The sequence below is a fragment of the Streptomyces sp. NPDC047049 genome (assembly GCF_040643995.1).
Classification (GTDB): Bacteria; Actinomycetota; Actinomycetes; order Streptomycetales; family Streptomycetaceae; genus Streptomyces; species Streptomyces mooreae.
The window spans coordinates 1-24,824 of the sequence record NZ_JBEYVM010000009.1; the positions used below are offsets into that span (position 1 = coordinate 1).

Genomic DNA, 24,824 nt, shown 5'->3' on the forward strand with positions numbered 1-24,824 from the left:
CAACGCACACGTCATCCTTGAACAGGCCCCACCGGAAGAGCCACCGCCCGCCCGCACGAGCGGCGGAGTGGTGCCATGGCTGCTGTCCGGCCGCAGCGCGGACGCACTGCGCGATCAGACCGACCGCCTGCGCACCCACCTGGACACCCACCCCGAACTCGACCCCGCCGACGTCGGATACACCCTCGCCGTGGGGCGGGCACACTTCGAGCACCGGGCCATGGTGGTGGGTGAGACCCGAGATGACTTGCTGGCCGCGCTCGGGACCGCCCAGAGCACGAGTGTGCGTGCCGGGCGGACGGCGTTCCTGTTTCCCGGGCAGGGAAGCCAGCGGCTGGGGGCAGGAAGGCAGCTCGCGGCGGAATTCCCCGTGTTCGCCGAGTCCTTGGACGCGGTCCTCACCGCGTTCGACCCTCATCTGGACGTCCCCTTGCGTCAGGTGATGTTCGCGGCACCCGACTCGGAGTCGGCACGGCTTCTCGACGAGACCGGCTACACCCAGCCGGCGCTGTTCGCGATTTCCGTGGCCCTTTTCCGGCTGGTCGATTCATGGGGCCTCAAGCCCGACTTCCTGCTGGGCCACTCGATAGGTGAACTGGCTGCCGTCCATGTCGCCGGCTGCCTTTCGCTGTCGGACGCGTGCGCACTGGTGGCGGCTCGCGGGCGGCTGATGCAAGCGCTCCCCCGGGGCGGGGCGATGGTTGCCCTCCAAGCGTCCGAGGAACAGGTCGCTCCGCTCGTGGCCGCGGCGGGCGACCGGGTGTCCATCGCCGCGATCAACGGACCGTCGGCCGTGGTGATCTCCGGTGACGAGCAGTCGGTGCTCGACATCAAGGAGGAGTTCGAGCGCCGCGGCTGCAAGACCAAGCGGTTGCGTGTCTCCCACGCTTTCCACTCGGCTCATATGGATGACATGGTCGACGCGTTCCGGCGGGTGGCCGCCGGCGTGACGTTCCACCCGCCCAGGATCCCGGTGGTCTCGGACGTGACGGGGCTTCTTGCCACTGCCGATCAGTTGTCCTCCCCGGATTACTGGGCCCGGCATGTACGGGAAGCCGTGCGTTTCCACGACGGCATGCGCCGGCTTGCCTCCCAAGGCGTCCGCGCCTTCCTGGAGCTCGGCGCGAGCGGGGCGCTTTCCGGAATGGGACAGGACTGCCTGTACGACGTCGAAGGAACGGTGTTCGCCACCGCGCTGCGTGCGGACCGGCCGGAACCCCGGAGCATCGTCACCGCCGTTTCCCAGCTGCACACCCATGGTGTGCACGTCGACTGGCCCGCCTTCTGGAAGGACACGGGCAACCGCAGGCAGGCGCTGCCGACCTATGCCTTCCAACACCGGCGCTACTGGCTGGCCGACACGCCCGGCGCGCCACGGAGTGCCGACGCGCTCGGTCACGCCCTGCTCACCCACGCGGTACACCTTGCCGATGACCCCGACACGCTGGTGTTCAACGGCAGCTTGTCGCTGCGGACGCACACCTGGCTGGCCGATCACCTCGTCCACGGCACAGCCCTGCTGCCCGGAACGGCCTTCGTCGATCTCCTGCTGTACGTAGGCGACCAGGCCGGGAGTCCCACGGTCGAGGAGCTGACCCTCGAAACACCGCTGACCTTGGGCGAACAGGACCAGGTCGAACTCCAGGTGTCCGTCGGGCCCGAGGAGGCCGGCCGGCGGGAAGTGCGGGTGTACGGCAGTACCGAGCACGGGGTCTGGACACGCCACGCCAGTGGTGTCCTGACGCATGCCGTCGAGGCCGGGAGCGAAGAGCTCGCCCAGTGGCCGCCGGCGTCGGCGACCGCGGTTGACCTGGGCGGCTTCTACGACCGGCTCGCCGACGACGGGGTCGACTACGGTCCGGCGTTCCGCGGGCTGCGCGCGGCCTGGCGGCAGGGAGACGACCTGTTCGCCGAGGTCGCTCTGCCCGACGAGCGCCACGACGAGGCCGGCTCCTTCGGGCTGCACCCGGCTTTGTTCGACGCGGCGCTGCACATCGCGAGCGGGGACGGGGCGCTGCCGTTCGCCTGGACGGGAGTGTCGCTGTTCGCCACGGGCGCCCGTGCGCTGCGCGTACGGTTGCGCCGCACGGGGCCGGCATCGGTGTCGGTGCTGGTGACCGACACCTCCGGACGGGCGGTGGCGGCAGCGGAGTCCCTGACGGCCCGGCCCGTCCCGGCGCTGTCCAGCGGGCACTCGAACGCACTGTTCCAGGTGGACCTGGTGCCGGAGCAGGTCACGGCGGCCCCGGTTTCCTGCGTGCGGCTCGGCACCGGCGAACTGCCCACCGGAGCACGCTCGCTGCCCGGCCTGGCCGCGCTGGTCGCGGAGATCGAGTCCGGGGTCGCGGTACCGGAGACGGTCGTCGTCGAGGTACCGCGGGCGGACACCGCTCGGACCGCCCTGGCCGGGACGTTGGCCCTGCTCCAGGCATGGCTGGCCGACGAACGGCTCGCCGCCGCCCGCCTGGTGTTCCTCACGCGGAGCACGGACGACGGGTCCGGCCTCGCCGCGGCCGCGGTCCAGGGCCTGGTGCGGTCGGCCCAGTCGGAGAACCCCGGCAGGTTCGCCCTGGTCGACGTGGACGAGCACGAGGCCTCCGCCACCGCGGTTGCGGCGGCGCTGGCCTCGGCCGAGCCGCAGTTGGTGATCCGGGCCGGTGTGGCGCACGCGCGCCGGCTGGCCAGGGCAGGGCGGGACCTCGGACAGGCCGCTGCCTGGGACCGCGACGGCACCACTCTGATCACCGGAGGCAACGGGGCGCTGGCCAGGCTGCTGGCCAGGCACCTCATCGTCGAGCACGGTGTCCGTAACCTTCTGCTCGTCAGCAGAAGCGACCCGGACCGGGAGCTCGCTGAGCACTTGACCGCGCTCGGCGGCAACATCGTCCAGGCGCGCTGCGACGTGGCCGATGCGGCGGCGCTGTCGGCAGTACTCGGGGCGGTACCCGCCCACCAGCCGCTCACCGCCGTCGTGCACACCGCGGGTGTGCTGGCCGACGCGGTCATCCCGGCACTGACCGAAGAGCAGATCAGCCAGGTCCTGCGGCCCAAGGTGGACGGCGCGCTCCACCTGCACGAACTGACCCGGGACCTCGGCCTGTCCGCGTTCGTGATGTTCTCCTCCGCCGCGGGCATCTTCGGCGGGCCGGGCCAGGGCAGCTACGCGGCTGCCAACGCGATGCTGGACGCGCTGGCGGAACAGCGCCACGCGTCCGGTCTTCCGGCGCTCTCGCTCGCCTGGGGGCCATGGGAACAGAGCGGTGCGATGACCCGGGACCTCGCGGAGGTCGACCTGCGCAGGATGAAGCGTTCCGGTGTGCGGCCGCTGTCCGACGAGGAGGGCCTGGCGCTGTTCGACGCGGCTCGGGCGGCGGGCAGACCGGTGATGGTGCCCATCCGGCTGGACCTGGCCACCGTGCGACATGCCGACGACAGCGACGTCCTGGCACCCGACCTGCTGAAGGGGCTCGTCTCCCGTGGACGCCGGGCCGTGGCGGCCGAGCCGGGGCCGTCCCTGTCCGACCAGCTGGCCGGACAGCCGGCTGACCAGCAGGACCTGGTGCTGCTGGACCTGCTGCGCACCCACATCCGCGCGGTTCTGGGACATGGCCCCACGCACGACGTCCCGGCAGACCGGGAGTTCCTTGAGCTGGGCTTCGATTCGCTGACCACCGTCGAACTACGGAACGGGCTCACCGCGGCAACAGGGCTGCGGCTTGCGCCGGCGGCACTGTTCGACCACTCCACACCGTTGGCACTCGCCCGGCACCTGCGGAACGAACTCACCGAGCGGGCGCCCGCCCCCGACGCGCCGGCTTTCGTGATGGGCACGCTGCTTCAGCAGGCCACCGATACCCACCAGGCAGGAGCGTTCCTGGCACTGCTCACCGAGATGTCGCGGTTCAGGCCCGCCTTCCACACCGGCGTGGCGAGCAATCCCGTGCGGCTCAGCGAGGGGGGCCGTGGACCTGCCCTGATCTGTGTGCCCTCGATGCTGGCGGTATCCGGGCCGCACCAATACGCCCGCCTGGCCGCTCCGTTCCGGGGGGAACGCGATGTGTGGGCGCTGCCGCTGCCGGGCTTCAGCCGTGATGAGCAGGTGCCGGCAACTCAGCAGGCGGTGCTGGAAGCGTTGGCCTCAGGGCTCGGAGAGGCCCGCCGCACGGAGCCGTTCGTGCTGTTGGGCCATTCCACCGGCGGCATTCTGGCCCATGCGCTGGCCGCACACCTGGAGGCACAGGGGACGGGGCCGGCAGGGGTGGTGCTGGCCGACGTGCTCGATCTGACCGAAGGCGACGGCCAAGATGCCATCGCCCCCCCATTGATGTCGGCGATCCTGGAGCGCAACGACGTACATGTTCCGGTCGACGACACCCGCCTGACCGCGATGGGCGCGTATCTGAGGCTGTTCCAGGGGTGGAAGCCCGCCGTCGTCGACGCGCCCACCTTGTTCCTGCGGGCGTCGGAATCGATGGCCCGGGGGGCGGAGGCGGACGGAGATCAGTGGCGGACCTCCTGGCCCCTGGACCATGTCGCGCTGGATGTTCCCGGCAACCACTTCACCATGCTGGAGCAGCACAGTGACCTCGCCGCCGGTTTCGTTGAGGACTGGCTTCGAAAATGTTCTTCCCAAGTGATCAACAGCGATCGACACAGCAATAAGCGGTGATCCCAGTGACACAGTCAATCCATGAACCAGCACCGATACGGAAAGGCACAGAAATTCCCATCAAGGAAGTTCTGTGCACCCTTTCCGCGAGGTGGTCACTTGAGGTTATGGCCGAATTAGACGGAGGTAAGCGCCGGTTCAACGAGCTCACCCGGCGGCTCGAAGGAATCAATCACAAGGTGCTCATCGAAACGCTTCACAAGCTTCAGCGTGACGGGTACGTCAGGGGCCCTCTTAATTCGTTGAAGAATTCCACCGGCAGATTGGTCGGATACGAGCTGACCGAGCTGGGGGTGACCCTGCTCCAGCTCGTCAACGGCGTCCGGGAATGGCTCGATGAGCATGAGCAGAAAATAGTCGACGCGCGGACCGACTTCGACTGGACGAAGCGGGAGATGGAATTCATGAAAGAGTAGGGTGCGCGCGACGGAGTGCCGGTCCCGACGTACTATCTGCAGCTTTCCATCCAGGTTCGGGCGAGCTCGACACGAGACGATATGTGGAGCTTCTTGAAGATGCTCCGCAAGTGGTGGGCAACGGTGTGCCGGGAAATGAATAACTTCTGGGCGGCCTGTGCGTTGGAAAGTCCCAGTGCGACCAGCTCGGCCACGGCGGTCTCGGTTTTCGTCAGGCCCAGGATTCCCGTGCCGGGTTCCTGGGGCCGGTCCGCGTGGTCGTAGCTGCGGCCGAGCCGGTGGAGCCTGCGCTGGAGCCGGGCCACGTCCCTGGGGGACTGCGCGGTGAGGTACCCGGCCGCGGCGTGTTCCAGAACGGTGACGGCCCGGCCCGAGGACCCTTGTGCGGCGAGCATCACTCCGAGGTCTTCCCGTGCGGAGGCAGCGGCCCAGGGATCGGGGTGGTGGTCGGCGGCGAAGAGCAGATCCGCGGCGCTGCGGTGGACCAGTCCTTCGGCATGACGGGCGGCCGCCTCCAGCGCCGGCAGACCCCCGCCCCGGGTGGCGAGCGTCCGGGCGGTGACCGCGATCGCTTCGGCGTTTCTCCTGTTGCGGAGCACCATGAAGCGTGCCAGCCACGCTGCCGCCGCCGGGTCCGTCAGCAGAAGTCGCTCGCGGGCCTGGCCCGGTGAGATGAGCTGGTCCACCAGGGGGACGGCCGCCTCCGCACCGTGCTCCGCCTCGGTTGTCTGCACCACCATCCACGCACAGGCCGGACCGTGGGTGTTCCCGAGCGCCCAGTCCATCGCGGCCTGCCGCGCATACGCGCCGGCGGTGCGCAGGTCGGCCCGTCTCAGCGCGCCCAGGGCCAGGAGCACACGGGCGTAGGGCTTCCAGCTTTTCGCCGTCTCCTCAGGTGCTCCCAGGACGGATCTCGCCTGTTCGAGCGCCGTGGAAACCCTGCCCAGATTCCAGTTCAATGCGGCGCGGAGAAGTGTGAGAACGGCTTGGTGCCGGTGATTTCCGGTAACCATAGCGGAATGCTCAGCAGCGGCAATGCTGCGTTCGGCTTCGCCGTGTTGACGCAAGGTGATGGTCAGCGTGGCGAGCCATATCTCGGCCTGCAGCGGTACATCCCATTCGGATGTACAGTGAATTCCGCGGCGTGCGGCTTCCCGGGCCAAATTTAAAGCGTGTTTCGGCTGGCCGTTAACCCATTTCTCCATCGAGGACTGCATGCACAGCCAGGTCGGACAATCCGCGGGCGGAATGTGGTGCGTCTCGCGAAGGATACGTTGAGGGTAAACTTGCATGACCCTGCTCCAAGTGTGACGAATCCCCCGACAGTTCGGAACGTTATCACTTCCGAAGAGTTTGTCACACGATCATGAGTGGGCTTTCTTGGCGTGTCGCCGTCAGATGGCGCTACAGGCCAAAGAGACTAAGACGCCGTGGAGTTCGGCGGGGTTCCCAGCCGACAGCGAAACGCTTGAAGTGGGGGGCAGAGCGAGGGTCTGCTCGACGACGAAGCGGGGTTTGCCCGGTGCCTTTGCTGTCGGGGCGTCCTTGCGGGACAGGGTGGAAAGGGCCCGCCACCACCGCCACCGGCCGTGGGCCCGGCGACCGCTCGGGCCAAGGCGGCAGTAACGGCTCGACCAGCACCCACAAGGCGTCGTCCACGATCCGGGGCCGACTGCTCATGCCCTCACAAGAGTTCAGATTCTTTTAACAAATGGAGTGGACGCGATTCACGGGTCTCCTGCGCCGCGGGCACCGGGACGCATACTGTCCAGTAGTGATTTGTTCTCCTCGCGCGCCGAGGCGCCCCAGAACAACGGGGCCGAGTGCGCCACGAGCACGGCGGCAGCCCAGCCGGGCTCCACGACGAGGAGACCCTGGCGACCGGCCCAGGGTGTGCCGGCTTGTCCTCGCGGTCGTGACGGTGGTGCAGCCGGCCGATTCGCCACGCACAGGAAATGGACCACAAGGTCACCATCCGCCGGACCGCCGCAAGAGGGCGTGTGCCCGTCGAAGTCGGCCGAGGTGTGGAGCACGAAGTCCACGGTGGATGCCAGGGGCAGACGGGTCCTCAGGCGGAGCCGTCGGTTGTCCTCGTCCTGTACGGGTTCGTCGAAGCGGAAGCCGTGGTCCAGTTCGGCCGCGCGGTCAAGCCACCTCCGCAAGTTCTCCATCCACCATGCCGGCTGCCCGCCGGCGAACTCCGTGGCGTCCGCCGGCGGTGCGGACAGTAGGGCGAGTATGTAGTCATTGATCACCACGGTCTCCTGCCTCTGCGGTCGGGACGGCGACGTGCCTGCCGGCACAAAGGGCCACATGCCCCACTCCGCACGCCCGCAGCCGATGGGTCATGCGCTCTGACGCAGACCGTGCTTGTCGAACGCTGCGGCGATCGCCGGGTCGGCGAACGCACCTTCCTGGGCCAGCATTCTCAGTGTGGGGGTCGCGTTGTCGACGAGGCTTTTGCGGACCCGTGGCAATTCCACGGTCTCGGCCACCACGCGCGCCGGATCTCCGAAGACGTCGGGGTAGCCGGCGAGCATCTGCGTCATCGCGGCTTCGTCCGGTCGCAGAAATGCCAGAATGATCTCGGGCAGAATGCCCCCGATCTTGGTCTGGAGCGGAGCCGGCATCTTCGGCCAGAGCGACTTGAAAAGACGTCGGAAGTAGGCATGGTGCAGGCCCTCGTCCGTCGCGTGGTCGGCGGCCAGATCCCGTACCGCCTGCTGCACCGAGGGATCCTTCGGCAGCTTGGTCAGACTCCCGGTGATCAACGTCTCGGAGACGATGGAGAAGAACAGCTTCACCAGGGGCCGGTACACCGGAAGTTCCGCCGCATACAGGCGGGAGAGTTCCTGCAGGAAGTACGGCCGGTGGGGAACCGGTTCCACACCGGTGTGATCCCGGACCGTCGCCAGCAGGGTGTGCGACATCTCCGCGTGCGCGGCCTCGTCGGTGTAGATGCGGAGGAGGTCTTCCTTCATCTGTGCAGGCAGCCACGGGCAGAAATCCGGTGAGTGCAACATCAGGCACGTCTCGTTCACCGGCCCCAGTTCCAGCTGAACCGTGAACTCCAGGTATACGTAGAGGGAGTGCACCAGAATCTCCTCCCGGACCTGTTCCGGGGCTGCCCGGACCTCCGGGTGAGCGAGCAGCGGGCACAGGTCGGGGGAAAAGTAGTGCAGTCCGCCGGTGAACGCTCCGTTCCTGCGCGGTTTCGAGCGCACCCAGGACCGGTTATCCCACTGTTCGAAAAGTGAACGGTAGCCGGATTCTTCTGTTCGGTTCACTGGATGCGCCCCGTCTCCATTCTTGCTTCAGCTCGCAGGCCGATCTGCCGCATGAAACTCCAGCAACTGGTATTCGACATCGGCGAGCTGAGGGTGCGGCGCCGCGTGCAACTGCTCGAACCGCAGTCCCGCGTTGCCGGCAACCTCGGTGAGGAGTGCGCGATTTCCCATGTTGCTGTAGCCGAGCAGGAGTCGGCCGCCGGGTTCGAGATGGTCGGCCGCCGACCGCAAGAACTCCTGGTGCATGACGTATCCGGGGTCGAATATCGCGTGGTGCAGGGGAGTCTCGTGCGCAAAGTCCGTCGGCGGTTCAATAAAGCTGGAACTCCAGAACACCACGTCGAAGCGCGTCTGGCGGTCCAGGGCGGAATACATGTCGCTGTGCAGTACCTGCACCCGGTCGGCGACACCGTGCCGCGCCACGTTCCGCCGGGTGTTCTCCACAGCTGTCTCGTTGATGTCCAGCGCGGTCACCCGGGCACAGCCGCTGAGGGCCGCGGTCACGGAGATCACCCCGGCGCCTGCTCCGATCTCCAGGAAACTGCCGCCCGCGGGGTAGGGAAGCCACTGTGCGTAGATCTCCGTGGACGGGCAGAGGGTCGGCGAGAAGACGCCCTCCAGCAGATCGTATGCGCGGCCGCCCAGGGTGAAGGTGGCAGCACGCTTCTCGGTGTCCGCGTTCATCCGGAGCAGGTTGTAGCCCCGGGTCAGACTGAGCTCGTCGCTCACTGCTCCTCCGTACGGTCAGTACCGCAGTTCCGGGTTGCGGATCTCGAACCACACCGCCAGGTCCAGGACCTTCTCGAAAGCCGCTCGCGGGGCGCCGGCGATCTGCTGCGGCGACAGCTCGGCCGCCTCGGCGAGCTTGGCCCGGTCGAACAGGTCGAATACCGGGCTGTTCGGCTCCTTGAGCAGGATCTTGACCTGCTCCTGCAGGGCGCCGCAGTACAGCGTGTCCTGGGTGGACGGGTAGGGGCTCTTGCGGCGCTCCACCACGGACCGGGTCACGACGTCCTTGACCGAGGCGCGCAGCAGGCTCTTCTCCCTGCCGTCGAAGGTCTGCATGGTCCACGGCACGTTGTACAGGTACTGGGCCAGGCGGTAGTCGCAGAACGGCACGCGCGTCTCCAGGCCGACCGCCATCGCCATCCGGTCGACGCGGTCCTCCAGCACCCGCATGAAGTGGTTGAGCCCCAGGTGCAGCGACCGCCGGTACATCCGCTGTTCCTCGTCCTCGCCGTCCAGGTACGGCACGCGCGCGGTTGCCTCCTGGAAGCGGTCGGCCGTGTAGGCCTCGGAGTCCAGCGCGGTCCGGAAATCGCCTGTCAGGTAGGCGGAGCAGTCGACCCGCTTGAGCCAGGTGGTGTGCCAGGGGAAGGTGCTGCCGTACCTCGCGGCTTTCGACTGGTGCCAGACGTGGCCTGCGAAGATCTCGTCGGCGGCCTCGCCGCTGAGCGCCACGGTCACGTGCTCACGTACGGCCTTGAACAGCAGGTACATCGAGCCGTTGATGTCGCCCATGCCCCAGGGAAGGTCCCACGCCGCCACGACGGCACGCCTGAGGTCGGGGTCGGACAGCCTGCGGTGGTCGAGCACGATGTCGTGGTGCTCGGAACCGATGTGCGCGGCCATCTCCTTGGCGTACGGCGCGTCGGCGGAGTCGGCCATCTCATGGGGCTGGAAGTTCTCGCTCTGGCCGGGGAAGTCCACCGAGAAGGTACGGGCCCGCTCCCCCTTGGCGGCCAGGTGCCCACTCGCCAGCCCCGCCAGCGCGCTGGAGTCGAGGCCACCGGAGAGCAGGAGGCCCAGCGGCACATCGGCGACCAGCTCGTGCCGCACGTTGTCTTCCACCATCTGCCGTACCCGGGCCACCGTCGTGTCCAGGTCGTCGGTGTGCTCCTCGGCGGACAGCTGCCAGTACGTGTGCTCGCGCAGCCCGTTGCGGTCGAACTCGATGACCGTCCCGGGCGTCATCACCTTCATGTCGGCCCATACGGCGTTCTCGGACGACGTGAAGAAGCTGAAGAGCTGACGCATTCCCTCCATGTCCACGACAGGCTTGACATCGGGGTGCGCGAGAATCGCCTTGGGCTCGGATCCGAAGAGCAGGCCGTCCTTGGTCCGGTAGTAGTGCATGGGCTTCGTTCCCATGCGGTCCCTGATCAGAGTGAGCCGCTCGTACCGGGAATCCCACACCGCGATGGCGCACATTCCCACCATGCGTTCCGCGATTGCCGCACCCCATTCGAGGTATCCGCGCAGCACGACCTCGGTGTCGCTCCTGGTCCGGAATGTGTGACCGCGTCGGCACAGTTCATCGCGCAGCTCGACGAAATTGTAGGTCTCGCCGCTGTAGCTCAGGGTGACCGGCCCTCCGGGCGTATCCACCGTCATGGGCTGTGTCCCACCGGGCAGATCGATGATCGACAACCGGCGGTGCCCGAGGGCCGCATGCCTCGACAGCCACTGCCCGGAAGCGTCGGGGCCGCGGCAGGTCATGGAGTTGGTCATTCCCGCGAGAATATTCTCCTCATGCGAGAGGTCCTGGCGAAAACTGACCCATCCGGCGACACCGCACATCAGCCGTCCTCCTGGAAAGTTCGCTGGTCGCTGGCCTGGGTACGCCATGCAAGCGGTGGCCTGCGCGCGACGGGGAATTCCGCAATTGCGGACGCTATACGTGAGAAAAGTACCTTGCGTGAGCGAAGCCGCACAACTACGTACCTCAAGGTGCGTGGCCATGGCCGAACCGGGCGGCACCGGAGCCCGGTTGGGAGGTCATGCGGCCTTTAACGAGTGCCCCCGCGCACTTAACGAGTGCCCCCGCGCCCCTAATTGAGTGCCCGCGCGTGAAGCCTCTTGCACCTTTCGCGTACCTCAAGGTACCTACTTGAATCCGGATTGAACGGGGTGTTCCAATAATCTTGGCCTGCGTCACAAGGCTCATACGCAGGAAGAGGGGAATAGTGGCACGCCTTATGCCGATCTCGACCCGCATCGGAGAACAACGGTCCCTTGCACGGGAAAGGACCACGTTAAAGACGTCGCCCACCGCCGGCTCCCTGCCCGCTGCCCAGCAGCCCGACTGGCCGGACCCGGCCACCGCTCTCGCCGTCCGCCGGCGGTTGTCGGCGCTGCCGGCCCTGGTCCGTGCCGACGAGGCCAGAGACTTGCTCGTACGCATGGCCCAGGTGCAGCGCGGCGAGGCATTCCTGCTGCAGGCGGGTGCCTGCGCGGAGCCCTTCGGCAGGCATGCGGTGCGCGGCGCCGAGAGCGATCACCGGCTGGTCGGAAGGATGGCCGACACCGTCGCCGCCCGGCTGAAGCTCCCCGCGCTGACCATCGGGCGGGTGGCCGGCCAGTTCGCCAAACCCCGGTCGCGGCCCGTGGAGACGGTGGACGGGACGGCACTGCCGATCTTCCGTGGTCTGCTGGTCAACGGCTCCGAGCCCGACGTCCGGAGCAGGCGCTCCGATCCCTTCCGTATGCTCGCCGCGTACCAGACCGCTCGCATGGTGCTGGACCGGTTGCAGCAGCTCGACGCCACGACGGGGCGGGACCGGTTGTGGGCGAGCCACGAGGCCCTGGTACTCGACTACGAGGAGCCCCTCACCCGGTTCGACCCGGTCACGGGCGAGTGGTTCGCCGGTTCGACGCACCTGCCGTGGATCGGTGAGCGGACCAGGCAGCCCGACGGTGCTCATGTGTCCCTGCTGTCGGCCGTGATCAATCCAGTCGCGTGCAAGGTCGGCGCCGGCATCGGCAACGAGGAATTGCTGGAGCTGTGCGAACGCCTCGATCCGCACCGGCGGCCCGGGCGGCTCACGTTGGTCGTCCGGCTCGGCGCGCGGCGGGTCCGGGAACGGCTCCCGGAACTCATCGATGTGACACGTCGTTCAGGCCACCCGGTGACCTGGGTCTGCGATCCCATGCACGCCAACACGGTCGTCACCTCCCACGGGATCAAGACCCGGCACACCAAGGACATCCTCGACGAACTCGCCGGGTTCTTCGAGGTGCTGGGACGCGCGGGCCAGTGGCCCGGTGGAGTGCACCTCGAGGTCACCGGCGACCGGGTGACGGAGTGTGTCGGCCCTGGCGGCCCGGCCGACGAAGCCGATGTGGCACTCGGCTACCGGTCGCTGTGCGATCCCCGTCTCAACGACACTCAGGCGATGCAGGTGACCGAAGCGGTGGCGGATCTGGCCGCCCGTCACTGATCCGAAACGGCGGGGCACACGGCTAGGGAGGAGCGGCCTCAATGAGGACTCTGCTGATCGACAATTACGACTCCTATACGTACAACCTGTTCCAGCTGCTTGCCGTCGTCAATGGCGAGGAGCCGACGGTGGTGCGCAACGACGTCCCCGGAAGCGACGCCCCGGCATGGGACACGTTCGACAACGTGGTCATCTCCCCGGGGCCCGGACACCCCGGCAGGGAACGGGATTTCGGCATCGCCGCGCGCGTGCTGGCCGAGGCGACCGTGCCGGTGCTGGGCGTGTGCCTCGGACACCAGGGGATCGCACTCGGCTCGCGGGCCGAGGTGGTACCCGCGCCGGCCCCCAAGCACGGTCATCTGACGACCGTCCGTCATGACGGGCGGGATCTCTTCCGTGGGCTGCCGCAGCATTTCACCGCGGTGCGGTACCACTCACTGTGCGTGCAGGAACCGCTGCCGGACGAACTCGAAGGCATGGGCTGGTCCGAGGACGGCGTACTGATGGCGCTCCGCCACCGGCACCGGCCGCTGTGGGGAGTCCAGTTCCATCCCGAGTCGATAGCCAGCGAATTCGGACCGGAGCTCATCGCCAACTTCCGGGACCTCACGATCGAACGCCGGCCGCGTCCGGTGCCGGTCACCAGCCGGCCACGCCCGGCCGCGGCGGACGTCGCGGTGCCGCACAACACGGAGTACCGGCTGCACGTCAGCCTCTTCGAGTCCACCGTGGACACCGAGTCGGCCTTCTCCCATCTGTTCGCCGACTCCTCGCGGGCCTTCTGGCTGGACAGTGCCCAAACCGACCCCGGGCGGGGCCGTTTCTCCTTCCTCGGCGACGGCAGCGGCCCGCTGGCCGAGTTCGTGCGCTATGACAGCGCCGAGGACGTGGTGCACGTCGAACGGCAGGGCCAACTCCCCCGCCGCATACCCGGCGACGTCTTCGACTACCTTCAAGACCAGCTCCGTCAGCGCCGGACCGACCGGGCCGGGCTGCCGTTCGACTTCGCCTGCGGCTACGTGGGCTACTTCGGTTACGAACTCAAGGCCGGCCTCGGTTCGCCCAACCGTCACCGGGCCCGGACACCGGATGCCGGCTGGCTGTTCGCCGACCGGCTCGTTGTCGTGGACCACCATGACTGTCTGACCTACCTGCTGTGTCTCGCCGAGAACAGCGTGGAGGGCGAGTTGTCCGCCAACCACTGGCTCGACGACACCCTCACCTCCCTGCGCGAGCTTCCGCCCGCCGAACCGGTGCGGTTGGTGACCACGGAGATCACGGACGAGGCGCTGGTCGAGCCGTGGCTGATGCGGGACCGGCAGCAGTACCTGGACGACATCGCACGGTGCAAGGACGCACTCGTGGCGGGAGAGAGCTACGAAATCTGCCTGACCACCGCCGCCGAGCTCCCTGCCGTCGAGGACGCCTTCGACTTCTACCGGCGGCTGCGCAGGTACAACCCGGCGCCGTACGCCTCCTTCCTGCGGCTGGGCGACGTGGAGATCGCGAGTTCGTCGCCCGAGCGGTTCCTGAAGCTGGACCGGCAGCGCATCCTCGAATCCAAGCCGATCAAGGGGACGGCCCCGCGCCATGCCGTGCCCGCGAAGGACGCCGAACTCAAGCACGAACTGGCCAACAGCGCCAAGACACAAGCCGAGAACCTCATGATCGTCGACCTGCTGCGCAATGACCTCGGGCAGGTCTGCGAGGTGGGCAGTGTGCACGTGCCCAAGCTCATGGCGGTCGAGAGCTATCCGACGGTCCACCAGCTCGTCTCGACGGTCCGGGGCAAGCTCCGGCCGGGAGCTGACGCGGTGGACTGTGTACGCGCCTGCTTCCCCGGCGGTTCCATGACCGGGGCGCCGAAGCTGCGGACCATGGAGATCATCGACGGGCTGGAGACACAGGCCCGGGGTATCTACTCCGGGACGCTGGGCTACCTGTCCTGCAACGGCACGGCAGATCTGAACATCGTCATCCGCACGGTGGTCTTCGCCGACGGAATGATGCACCTCGGTGCCGGCGGAGCGATCGTGCTGGATTCCGACCCGGAAGAGGAGTACGCGGAGGTGCTGCTCAAGGCCGCGGCGCCGCTCCGTGCGCTGTTCTCCGCGGCCGAGCAGCCGGTGGAGCTGCCGGGCGCCGGACCGACAAGGACTGCACAATGGTGAACATAGCTGCTGACCTGGCCGAGCGGGCCACGCGATCGGGCTGGCTCGACCGCCCCGCGGTACACACCGCCGAACGCACCTGGACTCATGGGCAGGTGCACGAGCTGGCGGCCAGGGCCTCGACGGTTCTGGCGGATCACGGGGTCCGGCCGGGCGAACACGTGGTGGTCGCGCTGCCCGACGGGATCGGGTGGATCACCGCGTTCCTCGGCACCGCCGTCCTCGGCGCGACCGCGGTCCTCGTCAATCCCGACCTGACCGCCGACGGCCATCGGTTCATCGTCGACGACTGCAAGGCAGCGCTGGTGGTGACCACGGCGGAACGGGCGGGCGGCTTCGACGGCACCGCAGTGCTGGACCTCGACTCGCTGATGACGGCAGCCGAACACGCACCGGCCACCGAGCCCCGGCCGCTCGCCCCCGACGCGCGTCTCTACGTGCAGTACACGTCAGGGACGACCGGCGTCCCCAAGGGGGTGCCGCACCGCCACCAGGACGTGGCCGTCTATGCGAGTGCGGTGGGCGAGGAGGTCTTCCACATCGGTCCGGACGACGTCGGTCTGTCCTTGTCGAAGCTGTTCTACGCCTACGGGTTCGGGAACGCCTTCGCCTTCCCGCTGTACACCGGTTCCTCCGTCGTGCTGCTCGGCGACCGGCAGACGCCGGGGGCGGTGCGCGAAGCGATCGCTCGCCACGGCGTCACCCTGCTCTACGCCGTGCCGTCCGCCTACGCCCACCTGATCAGCAGCGGTGACCCCTCGGCGTTCGCCACCGTTCGTGCCGCTGTGTCGGCAGGCGAGAACCTGTCTCCGGGCCTGGGCCGAAGGATCTCCGGGTTCCTGTCCGCGCCGGTGCTGGACCAACTGGGCTCGACCGAGGTCGGCCACGCCTTCTGCGCCAACGGAGTGGACTTCTGCCTGCCCGGTACGATCGGCCGCGCCGTGCCCGGCTACCGGCTCGACGTGCGTGACAAGGCAGGCAATCCGGTGGCCGACGAGGTCGAGGGTGACCTGTGGGTCAGCGGACCCACGGTGATGGCCGCCTACCTCAACCGGCCCCAGGACACGGCGCGGACGCTGGTGGACGGCTGGCTCGCCACCCACGACCGCGTGGTGCGGGGCAAGGACGGGGCCTACCGGCACACCGGTCGCGCCGACGACATGGAAATGGTCGGTGGCGTGACCGTCTCCCCGCTGGAGGTGGAGGCCGTGCTGGGCGAGCATTCCGCGGTGAAGGAAGTCGGCGTGACCGTGCTCGCGGATGCCCAGGGCATCACCCAGCTGCACGCCTTCGTCGTGCCCGGTGACCCGGCCGGCCGTCCTGATTCCCTGCCGGCCGAGCTCGTCGCCCTGGCGCGCGGCAGGCTCGCGCCCCACAAGGTCCCGCGCGTCGTGCACCTGGTGGACGCACTCCCCCGCACGCCCAACGGGAAGCTGCGCAGGCACATCCTCAGAAGCGGGAAGTGGTGAGCGCAGTGGGCCCGCCCCCGGGAGGGGACCAGGTGTTCGTGTGGCGGGAGGGCTCGTTGCTGCCGGCGGACCCGACGGATCCCACGACACGGACACGGTTGTCTCTGGCCGATTCCTGGCTGCTCAGCGGCGGCCGCGTGCGGCGCATCGACCTGCACCGGCAACGGTTCCTGCGGGGCTGTGCCGAAGTGGGGAGCGTGTCCCGGGAGACCGCAGCGGCGTTCTGGCAGGCTGCCCTCGGCAAGCTCCCCCTGGCCGGCGACTGGTTCCCCCGCGTCGAGCTGTCCGCTGAGGATCCGGTCGAGCTGCGTGTGCGGGTCCGGCCGTCACCGGCACGGGGCGGGCAGGTGACGGTGTGGGTGTCGGACACCACCGATCCCAGGACGGCGGCGCATCTGAAGGGACCCGACCTCGACGTACTCGGCGCGCTGCGCGGGCGGGCGGTGGAAAGGGGAGCGCAGGAAGCACTGCTCACCACGGAGTCGGGCGTGGTCCTGGAAGCCGGATTTGCGAGCGTGCTGTGGTGGGACGGGGACCGGCTCTGCGTGCCGTCCCCGGAACTGCCCGTGCTGGGTGGGGTCACCACGGCGGTGATCCAGGAACGGGCCGCGCAGCTCGGTGTTCCGGTCGGGCAGCGGCAGGTACCGGTGGGAGAGCTGGCGGGAAAAGAGGTGTGGCTGGTGAACGCACTGCACGGCATCAGGCCGGTGCGGTCCTGGGTAGGGGCGTCGATGCGGCCGGGACCTGCCCTCCGTGCCCCCGCATGGCAGCAATGGCTGGCCGGCGAGAGTACCGAGGTGCGGGCGTGACCGAAGTCCTGGTGGTCGTCGACATACAGAACGGATTCATCACCGCGGAGACGGCCTCCCTCGTGCCCACCGTGGTCGACTTGGTCGAGCGCTGGGAGCGCACCGGGCGGGATGTCGTCTTCACCCGGTTCCTCAACCCGCCGGGTTCACCCTACGAGCGGCTCATGCACTGGAGCGGATTCCGGTCGCCTCCGGAGAACGAGCTGATCGCCGAACTCACGGACCACGCGGCCCGCTCCGCCGCTGTGGTGGACAAGGTCCAGTACTCCGCGTTCACCAAGGACATGGACGAGCTGGTCCGGCTCCGCGGGTGGACGGAGTTCGTGATCTGCGGGATAGCGACGGAGATGTGCGTGCTGAAGACGGCCGTCGACGCCTTCGAACGGGGCTTCAGGCCGCGGATCGTCACCGACGCGAGTGGGACGTACGCGGGCGCCGCGGCCCATGAGGCGGGGCTCGCGCTGGCCGCACGGCTGGTCGGAGCGGAGCAGCTGACCACCGTGAACTCCCTGTGGGGCTCGGCTCACCCCTCCGCAACGGTCTGACGAGGACACGCGCACTCCCTCAACCAGGGGAAGCCAGGTGCTCCGGCGGCCCGCCTACGGGACGTGCGGGACCCGTCCGGCAGGCATCACGGCGTGACCGTCAGCACCTGGTCCACCGGGCGCCGCGGGGTCCTGGGCCCCTGGGGGCCGTACCCCAGGCGCAGGATCATGTGCACATAGCCGGTTCCCGACTGCGGGTCGCGCAGGATCCAGCGCAGGTCCGGCCATTCGACGGGCTGCGCGGCGAACGAGGCGGCGAGCCCCTGGAGGGTGGCCAGGAGCAGGACGCGTTCCAACGCCTGGCCGGCGCGTAGCCAGTCGGCCGGGGTATCACCCATGGTGCCGAGCGAGGCCAGTTGGGGGTGTTTCTCGAAGTCGGCGTAGCCGCGGCCGGGGACGCTGTCCCGGCCGGCGAAGTCCCTGAGAGGGGCCGCGCCGGCGCGCTTGCGGGGTCCGAAGGCGTAGTGGGGGATGCCGTCGTCGGCGGCTGGTCCGGCAGCGGTGTCGTGGGTCCAGCGGCGCTGTTCGGCCTCCCGGCCGTCGTCCATCCGGTTGTAGCCCTCGGCGTGCACGATCAGGTCCAGCACGGTCTCGCGGTGTGGGGTGGTCAGGAAGCTCAACTGTGCCCCTTCCCGATCCGCGGCCTCGGAGAGAGTGGCGCGGAGGGTGTCCGGGATCTGGCGTTCCGTGAACGGGAAGCGGCTGGTGTGGCGGTTGCGGATGGCGGGATGCAGTCCGGCCAGGGACTCGTCCCTCTGCTCGTGAGGGTCGTCCAGCCGCACGGCGGCCAGGAGCGCCGGAGCGTGCGGGTCGGGGAGGAGTGTCGTCGAGGTGCGATGGCCTGCGTGAGATGCGGCCACCCGCAGGTTCAGCAGCGCGGCTCCGCAGCCCAGGTGCAGGCCTCGGGTCGTGGGGTCGGCATGCGCCATCGCGCGTTCGAGGTCGGCGGAGAGGGTGAACGTACGGCTGCTGCGGGCGTAACTGAAATGCCAGGGCTGGGCGTTGTGCATGGACGGTGCGGCGGTGGCGTCGGCGACGACGGTCTTCACCAGCGTGTCGTCGAGGGTCTGGGTGAACACCGGGGCCTCCCTGACGGGCACGGACGGCGGTTCGGTGGGCTTCTTCAGTGTGGTGGGGCCACTCCGCCCGGGTCAGGGGCCATAGGTCCCTTCCCCCAGGCCACTCGGGCCCTTCCGGGCCTGCCGGACGGCCGAAGGGGCCGGTCGGCTCATGCCGGGAGCGCCCCTGCTCCGGCCAGGCTGGGGAAGTGGGGCAAGGCGTCGGCCCCCATGGGGAAAGGAGCCGGAGATGGAGCACCGCACGATAGGTGAGCTCATGACGAGACAGGTCGTGAGCGTGCAGCTCGACACACCGTTCAAGGACATCGCGCAACTCCTCGCCGACAACGCGGTGAGTGCCGTGCCGGTCCTCGACGGCCTGGGCAGGCCGGCCGGGATCGTCTCGGAGGCCGACCTGCTGCGGAAGGCGGCGGACCGGTCCGATCTCTCCGGCAGGACACCCTTGCCCCACCTCGAGGCGTGGGAGCGGGCCCGGGCCGAGGGGCGCACCGCCGGCGAGCTCATGTCCGCTCCGGCGGTCTGCGCTCATCCGGAATGGACCGTGGTGGAGGCGGCACGGCTGATGGAGGTGCAGAACGTGAAGCGGCTGCCCGTGGTCGACGAGACGGAGACGCTGCTGGGCATCGTCAGCCGCAGCGATCTGCTGCGCGTCTTCCTCCGCCGGGACAAGGCGATCCAGGAGGAAATCTCCCGGGAGATCGTCGGGCGCACCGCGCGCCTCGGCGCAGCCGGCGTGACCGCCGACGTCGTCCAGGGGCAGGTGGCACTGCACGGATCCGTGGAGGAACCTCTCCTCATCCCCGTCCTCGTCCGCATGTGCGCCGGCGTCGACGGCGTCGTCTCGGTCTCGGAGGACCTGAAGCCCGCCGTGGCCGCCGGCCCGGCCGAAGGAAGCGGAGCCCCCTCGTGAAGGACCTCATCACGGTGGGCCCGGGCGGCACGGCGGCGGGGACCGGACCGCGGCGGCCGGCCGGACCGCCGCCGGCCCGCCTTGACGAAGGGAGGTGTACGCGATGACGAACAGGGAGTCCGACTCCGGCTCGGAGCCGGTCCGGTGTCGCAGCGACCTCGGGCGCCGTGTCGCGCTGCGCCGGGAACAGCTGGGACTGACCCGCGAGGAGGTCGCGGCCCGCGCCGCTGCCTCGTCGGGATTCCTCCAGTACGTGGAGGAGAGCGCCGCCGAGCCGGGCATCGGGTTCATGCTGCGCCTGGCGAGTGCGTTGGATACGACCGTGGCTGAGCTGGTCGGAGGGACGACGGAGCTGCCCGCCGGCTTCGGGAAGGCCGCCGCGCATCCCGAATTTCTGGTTCTCGGTCCTGCTGAGTGCCGCGCGAGGCTTTCCACGCACGGTGTCGGCAGAGTGGCGGTGACGGTCGACGACGCGCCCGCGGTGTTCCCCGTGAACTACACCGTGGCCGGCGAGCTGATCGCCTACCGCACCGCCCCGGGAGCCGGACCGGCCGCGGCGGCCGGTCACGAGGTCGCGCTGGAGGTCGATCACCTCGATGACGCCTTCAGCCAGGGCTGGAGCGTCCTGGTGGTGGGGCGCGCCCACGTGGTCACCGACTCCCACGAAGCGCGTCGGCTCGAGGAACAGGCCCACACCGCCCCCTGGGTGGGCGACGGGCGTCATGAGTGGATCGCCATCCATCCGACGCGGATCACCGGCCGGCGCATTCGCGTCATGGGCGCCCATGCGCCATCGAGAGCGACGCCGTGAAGGGCGGAAACGTAGTGAGGGGAGGAGGCGTTCCTCCTCATGAGGCCGGGGATGAAGACCGGGCGCCATCCCCGTCCCCGTGTTCACGCCGGCTGCGGCACGACCGCCACGGGGCACTCCGCGTGGTGCAGAGCGGTGTGCGCCACGCGGCCCAGCTGGAGCCCCAGTCGGCTGTCACGACGCCGTGCGCCGAGCACCAGCAGATCCGCGGCGGCGGAACGCTGCGCCAGCACCTTGTGAGCCGGCCCTTCCACCGTGGCACGCCGGATCCGCACCGTCGGGTACGCACCGGCCGTCTCCTTCAGCGACTCGTCCAGCACGGCCGATGCCCGCTCCTCGTGATACCGCTCCGGGTCCCCGGCGAGCAGCGGGTGGTCGGTGGTCTCGTGTGCGGGGCAGCGCCAGGCACGGACGGCTTCGAGGGCGCACCCCCGGGCCGCGGCCTCGCGGAAGGCGAACCGGACGGCTTCCGAGTCCTCGGCCGGGTCACCGACCCCGAGGAGGACACGCTCATGGGTCCCCGCAAGCCCCGCCTTGTCCCCGCGTACCACGATCACGGGGCACCGTGCCCGGGCTGCGACGGCCAGTCCGACCGACCCCAGCAACAAGCCGGTGAAGGCACCGCGGCCGCGCGACCCGACGATCACCGCGGAAGCATGGCCGGCTTCGCGCAGCAGCACGGATTCCGGATCGTCCCCCAGGACCTGGGTGGAGACGTCGACGGCGGCGTTGTGCAGCCCGGTGCGTTCGACCGCGGCCCCGACGATGTTGTCCGCGAGGACCTCCCCGGCAGGGCGCTTCAGGCTCAGCCCCAGGGCCACCTCCTCGTAGCGCTCCCATCGGGAGGCGTAGACCAGGCGTAGCGGCAGCCCGTGCCGCGCGGCCTCGTCCACCGCCCAGTCGAGCGCCAGGAAACTGGCGTCCGATCCGTCCACACCGACGACCAGGGGGCGCACCATCGTGCCCACCGCCTTCCTGCCTCAGCGGAGTACTCCCCTTCTCCTCACCGTGGCATCGTCGGCCGCCGGGGAGCAGGGCCGGATGGAGACGGGCGGTGGGCCGCTCGGCTCCCCCTCGGAGAGGGCCCCGAGCGGGAGAGGGCCCCGAGCGGCCCGGCGCGTGGGCCCGGCCCGAGGCGGCACGACGGACCGGGTGAGCGGCGCCGCGGCCCGCCCACCTGGCCTCCCGGTGGGACCGCTCGGCCCATTGGTCTGCTCCCCGGCTGCGGCGATGCTGGGAGCGAAGTGGTGGGTATCCGTCGCCCCGGCTGCATGGAGGTTGGCATGGGCGGGTCCGTCGTCGTAGGGCTGGACGGCAGCGGCAACAGCGTGCCCGCTGTGCGCTGGGGCGCGGAGGAAGCGGCGGCCCGGGGCCTGCCGCTCCATCTTCTGCATTCCTGGACCTCCCAGCCGCTGGATCTCCCCATCGCCCAGGAGGCCGGGAACAAGAAGCGCTTCGGAGCCGAGGTGCTCGCAGCAGCGGAGGCCACGGCGCTTGAGCTGCACCCCGGCGTCTCGGTGACGACCGAGCAGGTCCCGGAACCGGCGGTCGACGCGTTGGTGGACCGCAGCGGGCAGGCCGCGATGATGGTGCTCGGATCGCGCGGGCACGGTGCGATAGCCGGGTTCCTGCTCGGTTCGGTCAGCCTGCACGTGCTCGGACGCGCGGAGTGCCCCACGGTCACCGTGCGCGAGGAGGAGACCGTCGCCTACGGGAGGCCCGAGGTCGTGGTCGGTGTCCAGGAGCCCGGGACACGGGGTGAGGCCGTGCTGGAGTTCGCGTTCGCCGCCGCCGAGGCCCACCACGCGAGCGTGCGCGCCGTACGGGCGTGGGAGCCGCTGGGCGTCCGGGGTTACGTGCCCACCGCCCCCGCCACGCCACCGGGAGAAGACCTCTCCGCGGTCGCCGAGGAGAAGAAGCTGGCCGGCATCCTGGCTCCCTGGCGGACGAAGTTCCCCGGTGTCGACGTGGTCGGACACGTGCAGCGGGGCAGAGTCGCACCGGTGCTGCTGGGGGCATGCTCACAGGCGAGTCTGCTGGTCGTCGGGCGTCGGATGCAGCGCACCCCGATGCTGCTCGGCCCCATCGTGTTCGCCGTTCTGCACCATTCGTTCTGCCCGGTCGCGGTCGTCCCGCGCATCTGAGCCCCACCGCTTCAGCGGCCGGCCACGCCCGCCCGGAACCGGAACGGTCGCTCGTCCTCATCGACCACCGGGACCGCGGTGATGTCGCACTCGTCGAGCAAGGGCCGGGGCCCCCAGCGTTCCTGGTGGGCCCTGAGCTCAGTCGCGGGCGATGGTGAGATCGAGGAAGTGCGTGGAGCAGGAGATGCACGGATCGTGATTGCGGATCACGCGTTCGCACAGGGCGGTCAGCTCGGCGTCGGAGGGGTGGGGCGCGGCACCGACGCGCTCCTGCGCCGTGCGGCGCAGGTCCTGCTCGATCGCGGCCTGGTTCTGCGCGGTCGGCGGGACGAGGGCGGCCTCGGTGAGGGTTCCGTCGGCGTCGAGGCGGTAGCGGTGGTAGAGGAGCCCGCGGGGGGCCTCCGTCGCACCGTGACCGGTGCCGGCCCGCGCGGGCACGTCGAGGTACGGGAGTGGTGGGGGCTCGTAGGTCTCGATCAGGCGCAGCGCCTCGCCGACCGCGTACAGCACCTCGATGGCCCGGACGACGATGCTGCGGAACGGGTTGCGGCACACCGCTCCCTCGCGTGGGTCGCCGAGCCCGGCCTCCCCCGCGGCCTGCCGCACGTCGCGGGGCAGCCAGCGGCCGCTGATGGCGTAGCGGGCGAGTGCCCCCGTGAGGTGGCGGTTCCCGTCGAGCAGCGAGTGCAGGGCGGTGGAGTGCGGCACCTGTGTCTCGACGACGTGGTCGGGGAAGGTGTGCAGCGGGAAGGTGCGGGTGGCGAGCGCACGGTCGCTGTCCGCGGGCAGTCCCGCGGTGTGCGGAGCGGCCATCGCGGTGGGGGTCCCGGAGTCGATGGCGTAGGCGCCCGGTTCGGCGAGCGCGAGAAGTGCGGTGTCGATGCCGGCGTCGGGGAAGTCGAAGCCGGCGACCCAGCGCACGGTCGCCTCGGCGTCGTCCCGGGCGCGCTTGAGCCGTTCCGCGAGGGGCCGCAGCTCCGACCGGGCAGGGACGCGGTGGAAGCCGCCGAGACGTACGTTGACGGGGTGGATGGCGCGGCCGCCGAGCAGTTCCATGAGGGCGTTACCGGTCTGCTTGAGCGCGAGGCCCCGCTCGACGTGGATGCGGTGGGTACGGGCCAGGTCGATGACGCTGTCGGCGCCGAGGAAGTCGGGGGCGTGCAGCATATAGATGTGCAGGGTCTGGCTCTCGATCCATTCGCCGCAGTAGAGCAGCCGGCGCAGCGCGGCCAGTTGACCGTCCACGACGATTCCGCAGGCGTCCTCGATCGCACGGCAGGCGCTCATCTGGTAGGCGACCGGGCAGATGCCGCACACCCGGGAGGTGATGTCGGGCGGCTCGGTGTGGGCACGCCCGCGCAGGAACGCCTCGAAGAACCGCGGGGGTTCATAGATCTTCAGCCGGGCCTCGGCGACTTCGCCGTCGTGGAGGCGCAGGTGGAGCGCGCCCTCTCCTTCGACGCGGGCGAGGGACGCCACCCGCAGCACCTTCGATTCGCGGTGGGTCACCCGGGCAGTTCCTTCCGTGCGGCCGCCTCGAACTCCGGCGCGGCGGTGTTGAACGTGCGCAGCACCCGCACCACGTCCAGGGTCTCCATGCCGTCACGGCGCAGCAGCGGGATGAAGGAGGGGAAGTTGACCGAGTTCGACGGGCCGAAGCAGCCGTAGCAGCCCCGGTCGTACGCCGGACACAGCGCGCCGCACCCCGCGTGGGTGACCGGTCCCAGGCAGGGGGCGCCGTGCGCGACGGTCACACAGACGGTGCCGCGCCGCTTGCACTCGAAGCACACACCGTGCGCGGGGACATCGGGCGTACGGCCGGCGAGGTAGGCGGTGATGACCTCGACGAGCTGTCCCCGGTCGATGGGGCAGCCGCGCAGTTCGAAGTCGACGGGGACATGGGCGCTGATGGGGGTGGAGGTGGCAAGGGTCTCGATGTAGTCCGGCCGGGCGTAGACCGCGGCCTGGAACTCGGCCACCTCCGCGTAGTTGCGCAGCGCCTGGACCCCGCCCGCGGTGGCACAGGCGCCGATGGTGACCAGACGGCGGGAGGCGGCGCGGATCTGCTGGATCCGTTCGGCGTCCTGGGCGGTCGTGACCGAGCCCTCGACCAGGGAGAGGTCGAAGGGCCCCGGGCCGGGCCCGCTGGACGCCTCCAGGAAGTGAGTGACCTCCACCCGCTCGGTGAGGCCGAGGAGTTCGTCCTCGCAGTCGAGCAGGGTGAGCTGGCAGCCGTCGCAGGAGGCGAATTTCCACACGGCCAGTCGTGGACGCGGATCGGGCACGGCGGCCAT

General features: G+C 69.5%; 18 protein-coding genes. 10 read left to right on the top strand and 8 right to left on the bottom strand.

Features of this window, described 5'->3' with window-relative positions; genetic code table 11:
• Positions 1–67 precede the first annotated feature (67 nt).
• On the top strand, positions 68–4,669 hold the full coding sequence (locus ABZ851_RS20885; protein WP_361129596.1) for an SDR family NAD(P)-dependent oxidoreductase: 4,602 nt from the start codon (positions 68–70) through the stop codon (positions 4,667–4,669).
• Positions 4,670–4,674: 5 nt separating this feature from the next.
• Positions 4,675–5,085: a helix-turn-helix domain-containing protein gene (locus tag ABZ851_RS20890; protein ID WP_361129599.1), complete on the top strand. Its 411-nt coding sequence runs from the start codon at positions 4,675–4,677 to the stop codon at positions 5,083–5,085.
• A 32-nt stretch (positions 5,086–5,117) separates the two neighbouring features.
• Here ABZ851_RS20890 and ABZ851_RS20895 read toward each other — a convergent pair whose 3' ends face one another.
• The 4 genes from ABZ851_RS20895 to asnB all read right to left on the bottom strand — a co-directional run bounded on the left by ABZ851_RS20895 (position 5,118) and on the right by asnB (position 11,000).
• Positions 5,118–6,044, bottom strand: a complete 927-nt coding sequence (locus ABZ851_RS20895; protein WP_361129602.1) for a LuxR C-terminal-related transcriptional regulator — start codon at positions 6,042–6,044, stop codon at positions 5,118–5,120.
• Between the two features lie 1,386 nt (positions 6,045–7,430).
• Entirely contained in the window at positions 7,431–8,372 is a 942-nt protein-coding gene (locus ABZ851_RS20900) for a diiron oxygenase (RefSeq protein ID WP_361129605.1), read from the bottom strand.
• A gap of 27 nt (positions 8,373–8,399) precedes the next feature.
• Complete coding sequence (locus tag ABZ851_RS20905; protein ID WP_361129608.1) at positions 8,400–9,101, bottom strand: methyltransferase; 702 nt, start codon at positions 9,099–9,101, stop codon at positions 8,400–8,402.
• A gap of 15 nt (positions 9,102–9,116) precedes the next feature.
• Positions 9,117–11,000, bottom strand: coding sequence for an asparagine synthase (glutamine-hydrolyzing) (gene asnB / locus ABZ851_RS20910; protein WP_361129611.1), 1,884 nt, complete (start codon positions 10,998–11,000; stop codon positions 9,117–9,119).
• Positions 11,001–11,350: 350 nt separating this feature from the next.
• On the opposite strand from asnB, the gene ABZ851_RS20915 reads away from it, so the two are divergent.
• From ABZ851_RS20915 to ABZ851_RS20935, 5 genes are all read left to right on the top strand, one after another.
• The gene (locus ABZ851_RS20915) at positions 11,351–12,592 is read left to right on the top strand and encodes a 3-deoxy-7-phosphoheptulonate synthase (protein WP_361129614.1); all 1,242 of its coding nucleotides are present in this window, start codon (positions 11,351–11,353) and stop codon (positions 12,590–12,592) included.
• Positions 12,593–12,633: 41 nt separating this feature from the next.
• Positions 12,634–14,763, top strand: coding sequence for an aminodeoxychorismate synthase component I (gene pabB, locus ABZ851_RS20920; protein ID WP_361129617.1), 2,130 nt, complete (start codon positions 12,634–12,636; stop codon positions 14,761–14,763).
• Positions 14,757–16,232: an AMP-binding protein gene (locus ABZ851_RS20925; protein WP_361129620.1), complete on the top strand. Its 1,476-nt coding sequence runs from the start codon at positions 14,757–14,759 to the stop codon at positions 16,230–16,232. The genes pabB and ABZ851_RS20925 overlap by 7 nt, the downstream gene beginning before the upstream one ends.
• A gap of 98 nt (positions 16,233–16,330) precedes the next feature.
• Positions 16,331–17,041 (top strand): aminotransferase class IV, encoded by a 711-nt coding sequence (locus ABZ851_RS20930; RefSeq protein WP_361129623.1) that lies wholly within the window; start codon positions 16,331–16,333, stop codon positions 17,039–17,041.
• Entirely contained in the window at positions 17,038–17,586 is a 549-nt protein-coding gene (locus ABZ851_RS20935; protein WP_361129626.1) for an isochorismatase family cysteine hydrolase, read from the top strand. The genes ABZ851_RS20930 and ABZ851_RS20935 overlap by 4 nt, the downstream gene beginning before the upstream one ends.
• A gap of 86 nt (positions 17,587–17,672) precedes the next feature.
• On the opposite strand, the gene ABZ851_RS20940 is transcribed toward ABZ851_RS20935, so the two are convergent.
• On the bottom strand, positions 17,673–18,665 hold the full coding sequence (locus ABZ851_RS20940; protein WP_361129629.1) for a nitroreductase: 993 nt from the start codon (positions 18,663–18,665) through the stop codon (positions 17,673–17,675).
• 229 nt (positions 18,666–18,894) lie between these two features.
• On the opposite strand from ABZ851_RS20940, the gene ABZ851_RS20945 reads away from it, so the two are divergent.
• Both ABZ851_RS20945 and ABZ851_RS20950 read left to right on the top strand, forming a co-directional pair.
• Positions 18,895–19,575 carry a CBS domain-containing protein gene (locus ABZ851_RS20945; RefSeq protein WP_361129632.1) on the top strand — a complete coding sequence of 227 codons (681 nt, stop codon included), beginning with the start codon at positions 18,895–18,897 and terminating at the stop codon, positions 19,573–19,575.
• Between the two features lie 103 nt (positions 19,576–19,678).
• The gene (locus ABZ851_RS20950; protein WP_361129635.1) at positions 19,679–20,386 is read left to right on the top strand and encodes a pyridoxamine 5'-phosphate oxidase family protein; all 708 of its coding nucleotides are present in this window, start codon (positions 19,679–19,681) and stop codon (positions 20,384–20,386) included.
• Between the two features lie 83 nt (positions 20,387–20,469).
• Here the strand turns inward: ABZ851_RS20950 and ABZ851_RS20955 are convergent, their stop codons facing one another.
• Positions 20,470–21,345, bottom strand: coding sequence for a universal stress protein (locus ABZ851_RS20955; protein ID WP_361129638.1), 876 nt, complete (start codon positions 21,343–21,345; stop codon positions 20,470–20,472).
• Positions 21,346–21,669: 324 nt separating this feature from the next.
• On the opposite strand from ABZ851_RS20955, the gene ABZ851_RS20960 reads away from it, so the two are divergent.
• Entirely contained in the window at positions 21,670–22,530 is an 861-nt protein-coding gene (locus ABZ851_RS20960; protein ID WP_361129641.1) for a universal stress protein, read from the top strand.
• A gap of 138 nt (positions 22,531–22,668) precedes the next feature.
• Here the strand turns inward: ABZ851_RS20960 and ABZ851_RS20965 are convergent, their stop codons facing one another.
• Together ABZ851_RS20965 and ABZ851_RS20970 are read right to left on the bottom strand one after the other, a co-directional pair.
• Positions 22,669–24,039 (bottom strand): nickel-dependent hydrogenase large subunit, encoded by a 1,371-nt coding sequence (locus tag ABZ851_RS20965; RefSeq protein ID WP_361129644.1) that lies wholly within the window; start codon positions 24,037–24,039, stop codon positions 22,669–22,671.
• Complete coding sequence (locus ABZ851_RS20970) at positions 24,036–24,824, bottom strand: oxidoreductase (RefSeq protein WP_361129647.1); 789 nt, start codon at positions 24,822–24,824, stop codon at positions 24,036–24,038. The genes ABZ851_RS20965 and ABZ851_RS20970 overlap by 4 nt, the downstream gene beginning before the upstream one ends.

Bases quoted from the DNA above. Each gene is read 5' to 3' on its own strand.
- ABZ851_RS20970 (WP_361129647.1), bottom strand. From the start codon at position 24,824: ATGGCCGCCGTGCCCGATCCGCGTCCACGACTGGCCGTGTGGAAATTC.
- ABZ851_RS20925 (WP_361129620.1), top strand. From the start codon at position 14,757: ATGGTGAACATAGCTGCTGACCTGGCCGAGCGGGCCACGCGATCGGGC.
- ABZ851_RS20955 (WP_361129638.1), bottom strand. From the start codon at position 21,345: ATGGTGCGCCCCCTGGTCGTCGGTGTGGACGGATCGGACGCCAGTTTC.
- asnB (WP_361129611.1), bottom strand. From the start codon at position 11,000: ATGGCGTACCCAGGCCAGCGACCAGCGAACTTTCCAGGAGGACGGCTG.
- ABZ851_RS20960 (WP_361129641.1), top strand. From the start codon at position 21,670: ATGGGCGGGTCCGTCGTCGTAGGGCTGGACGGCAGCGGCAACAGCGTG.
- ABZ851_RS20950 (WP_361129635.1), top strand. From the start codon at position 19,679: ATGACGAACAGGGAGTCCGACTCCGGCTCGGAGCCGGTCCGGTGTCGC.
- ABZ851_RS20915 (WP_361129614.1), top strand. From the start codon at position 11,351: ATGCCGATCTCGACCCGCATCGGAGAACAACGGTCCCTTGCACGGGAA.
- pabB (WP_361129617.1), top strand. From the start codon at position 12,634: ATGAGGACTCTGCTGATCGACAATTACGACTCCTATACGTACAACCTG.
- ABZ851_RS20945 (WP_361129632.1), top strand. From the start codon at position 18,895: ATGGAGCACCGCACGATAGGTGAGCTCATGACGAGACAGGTCGTGAGC.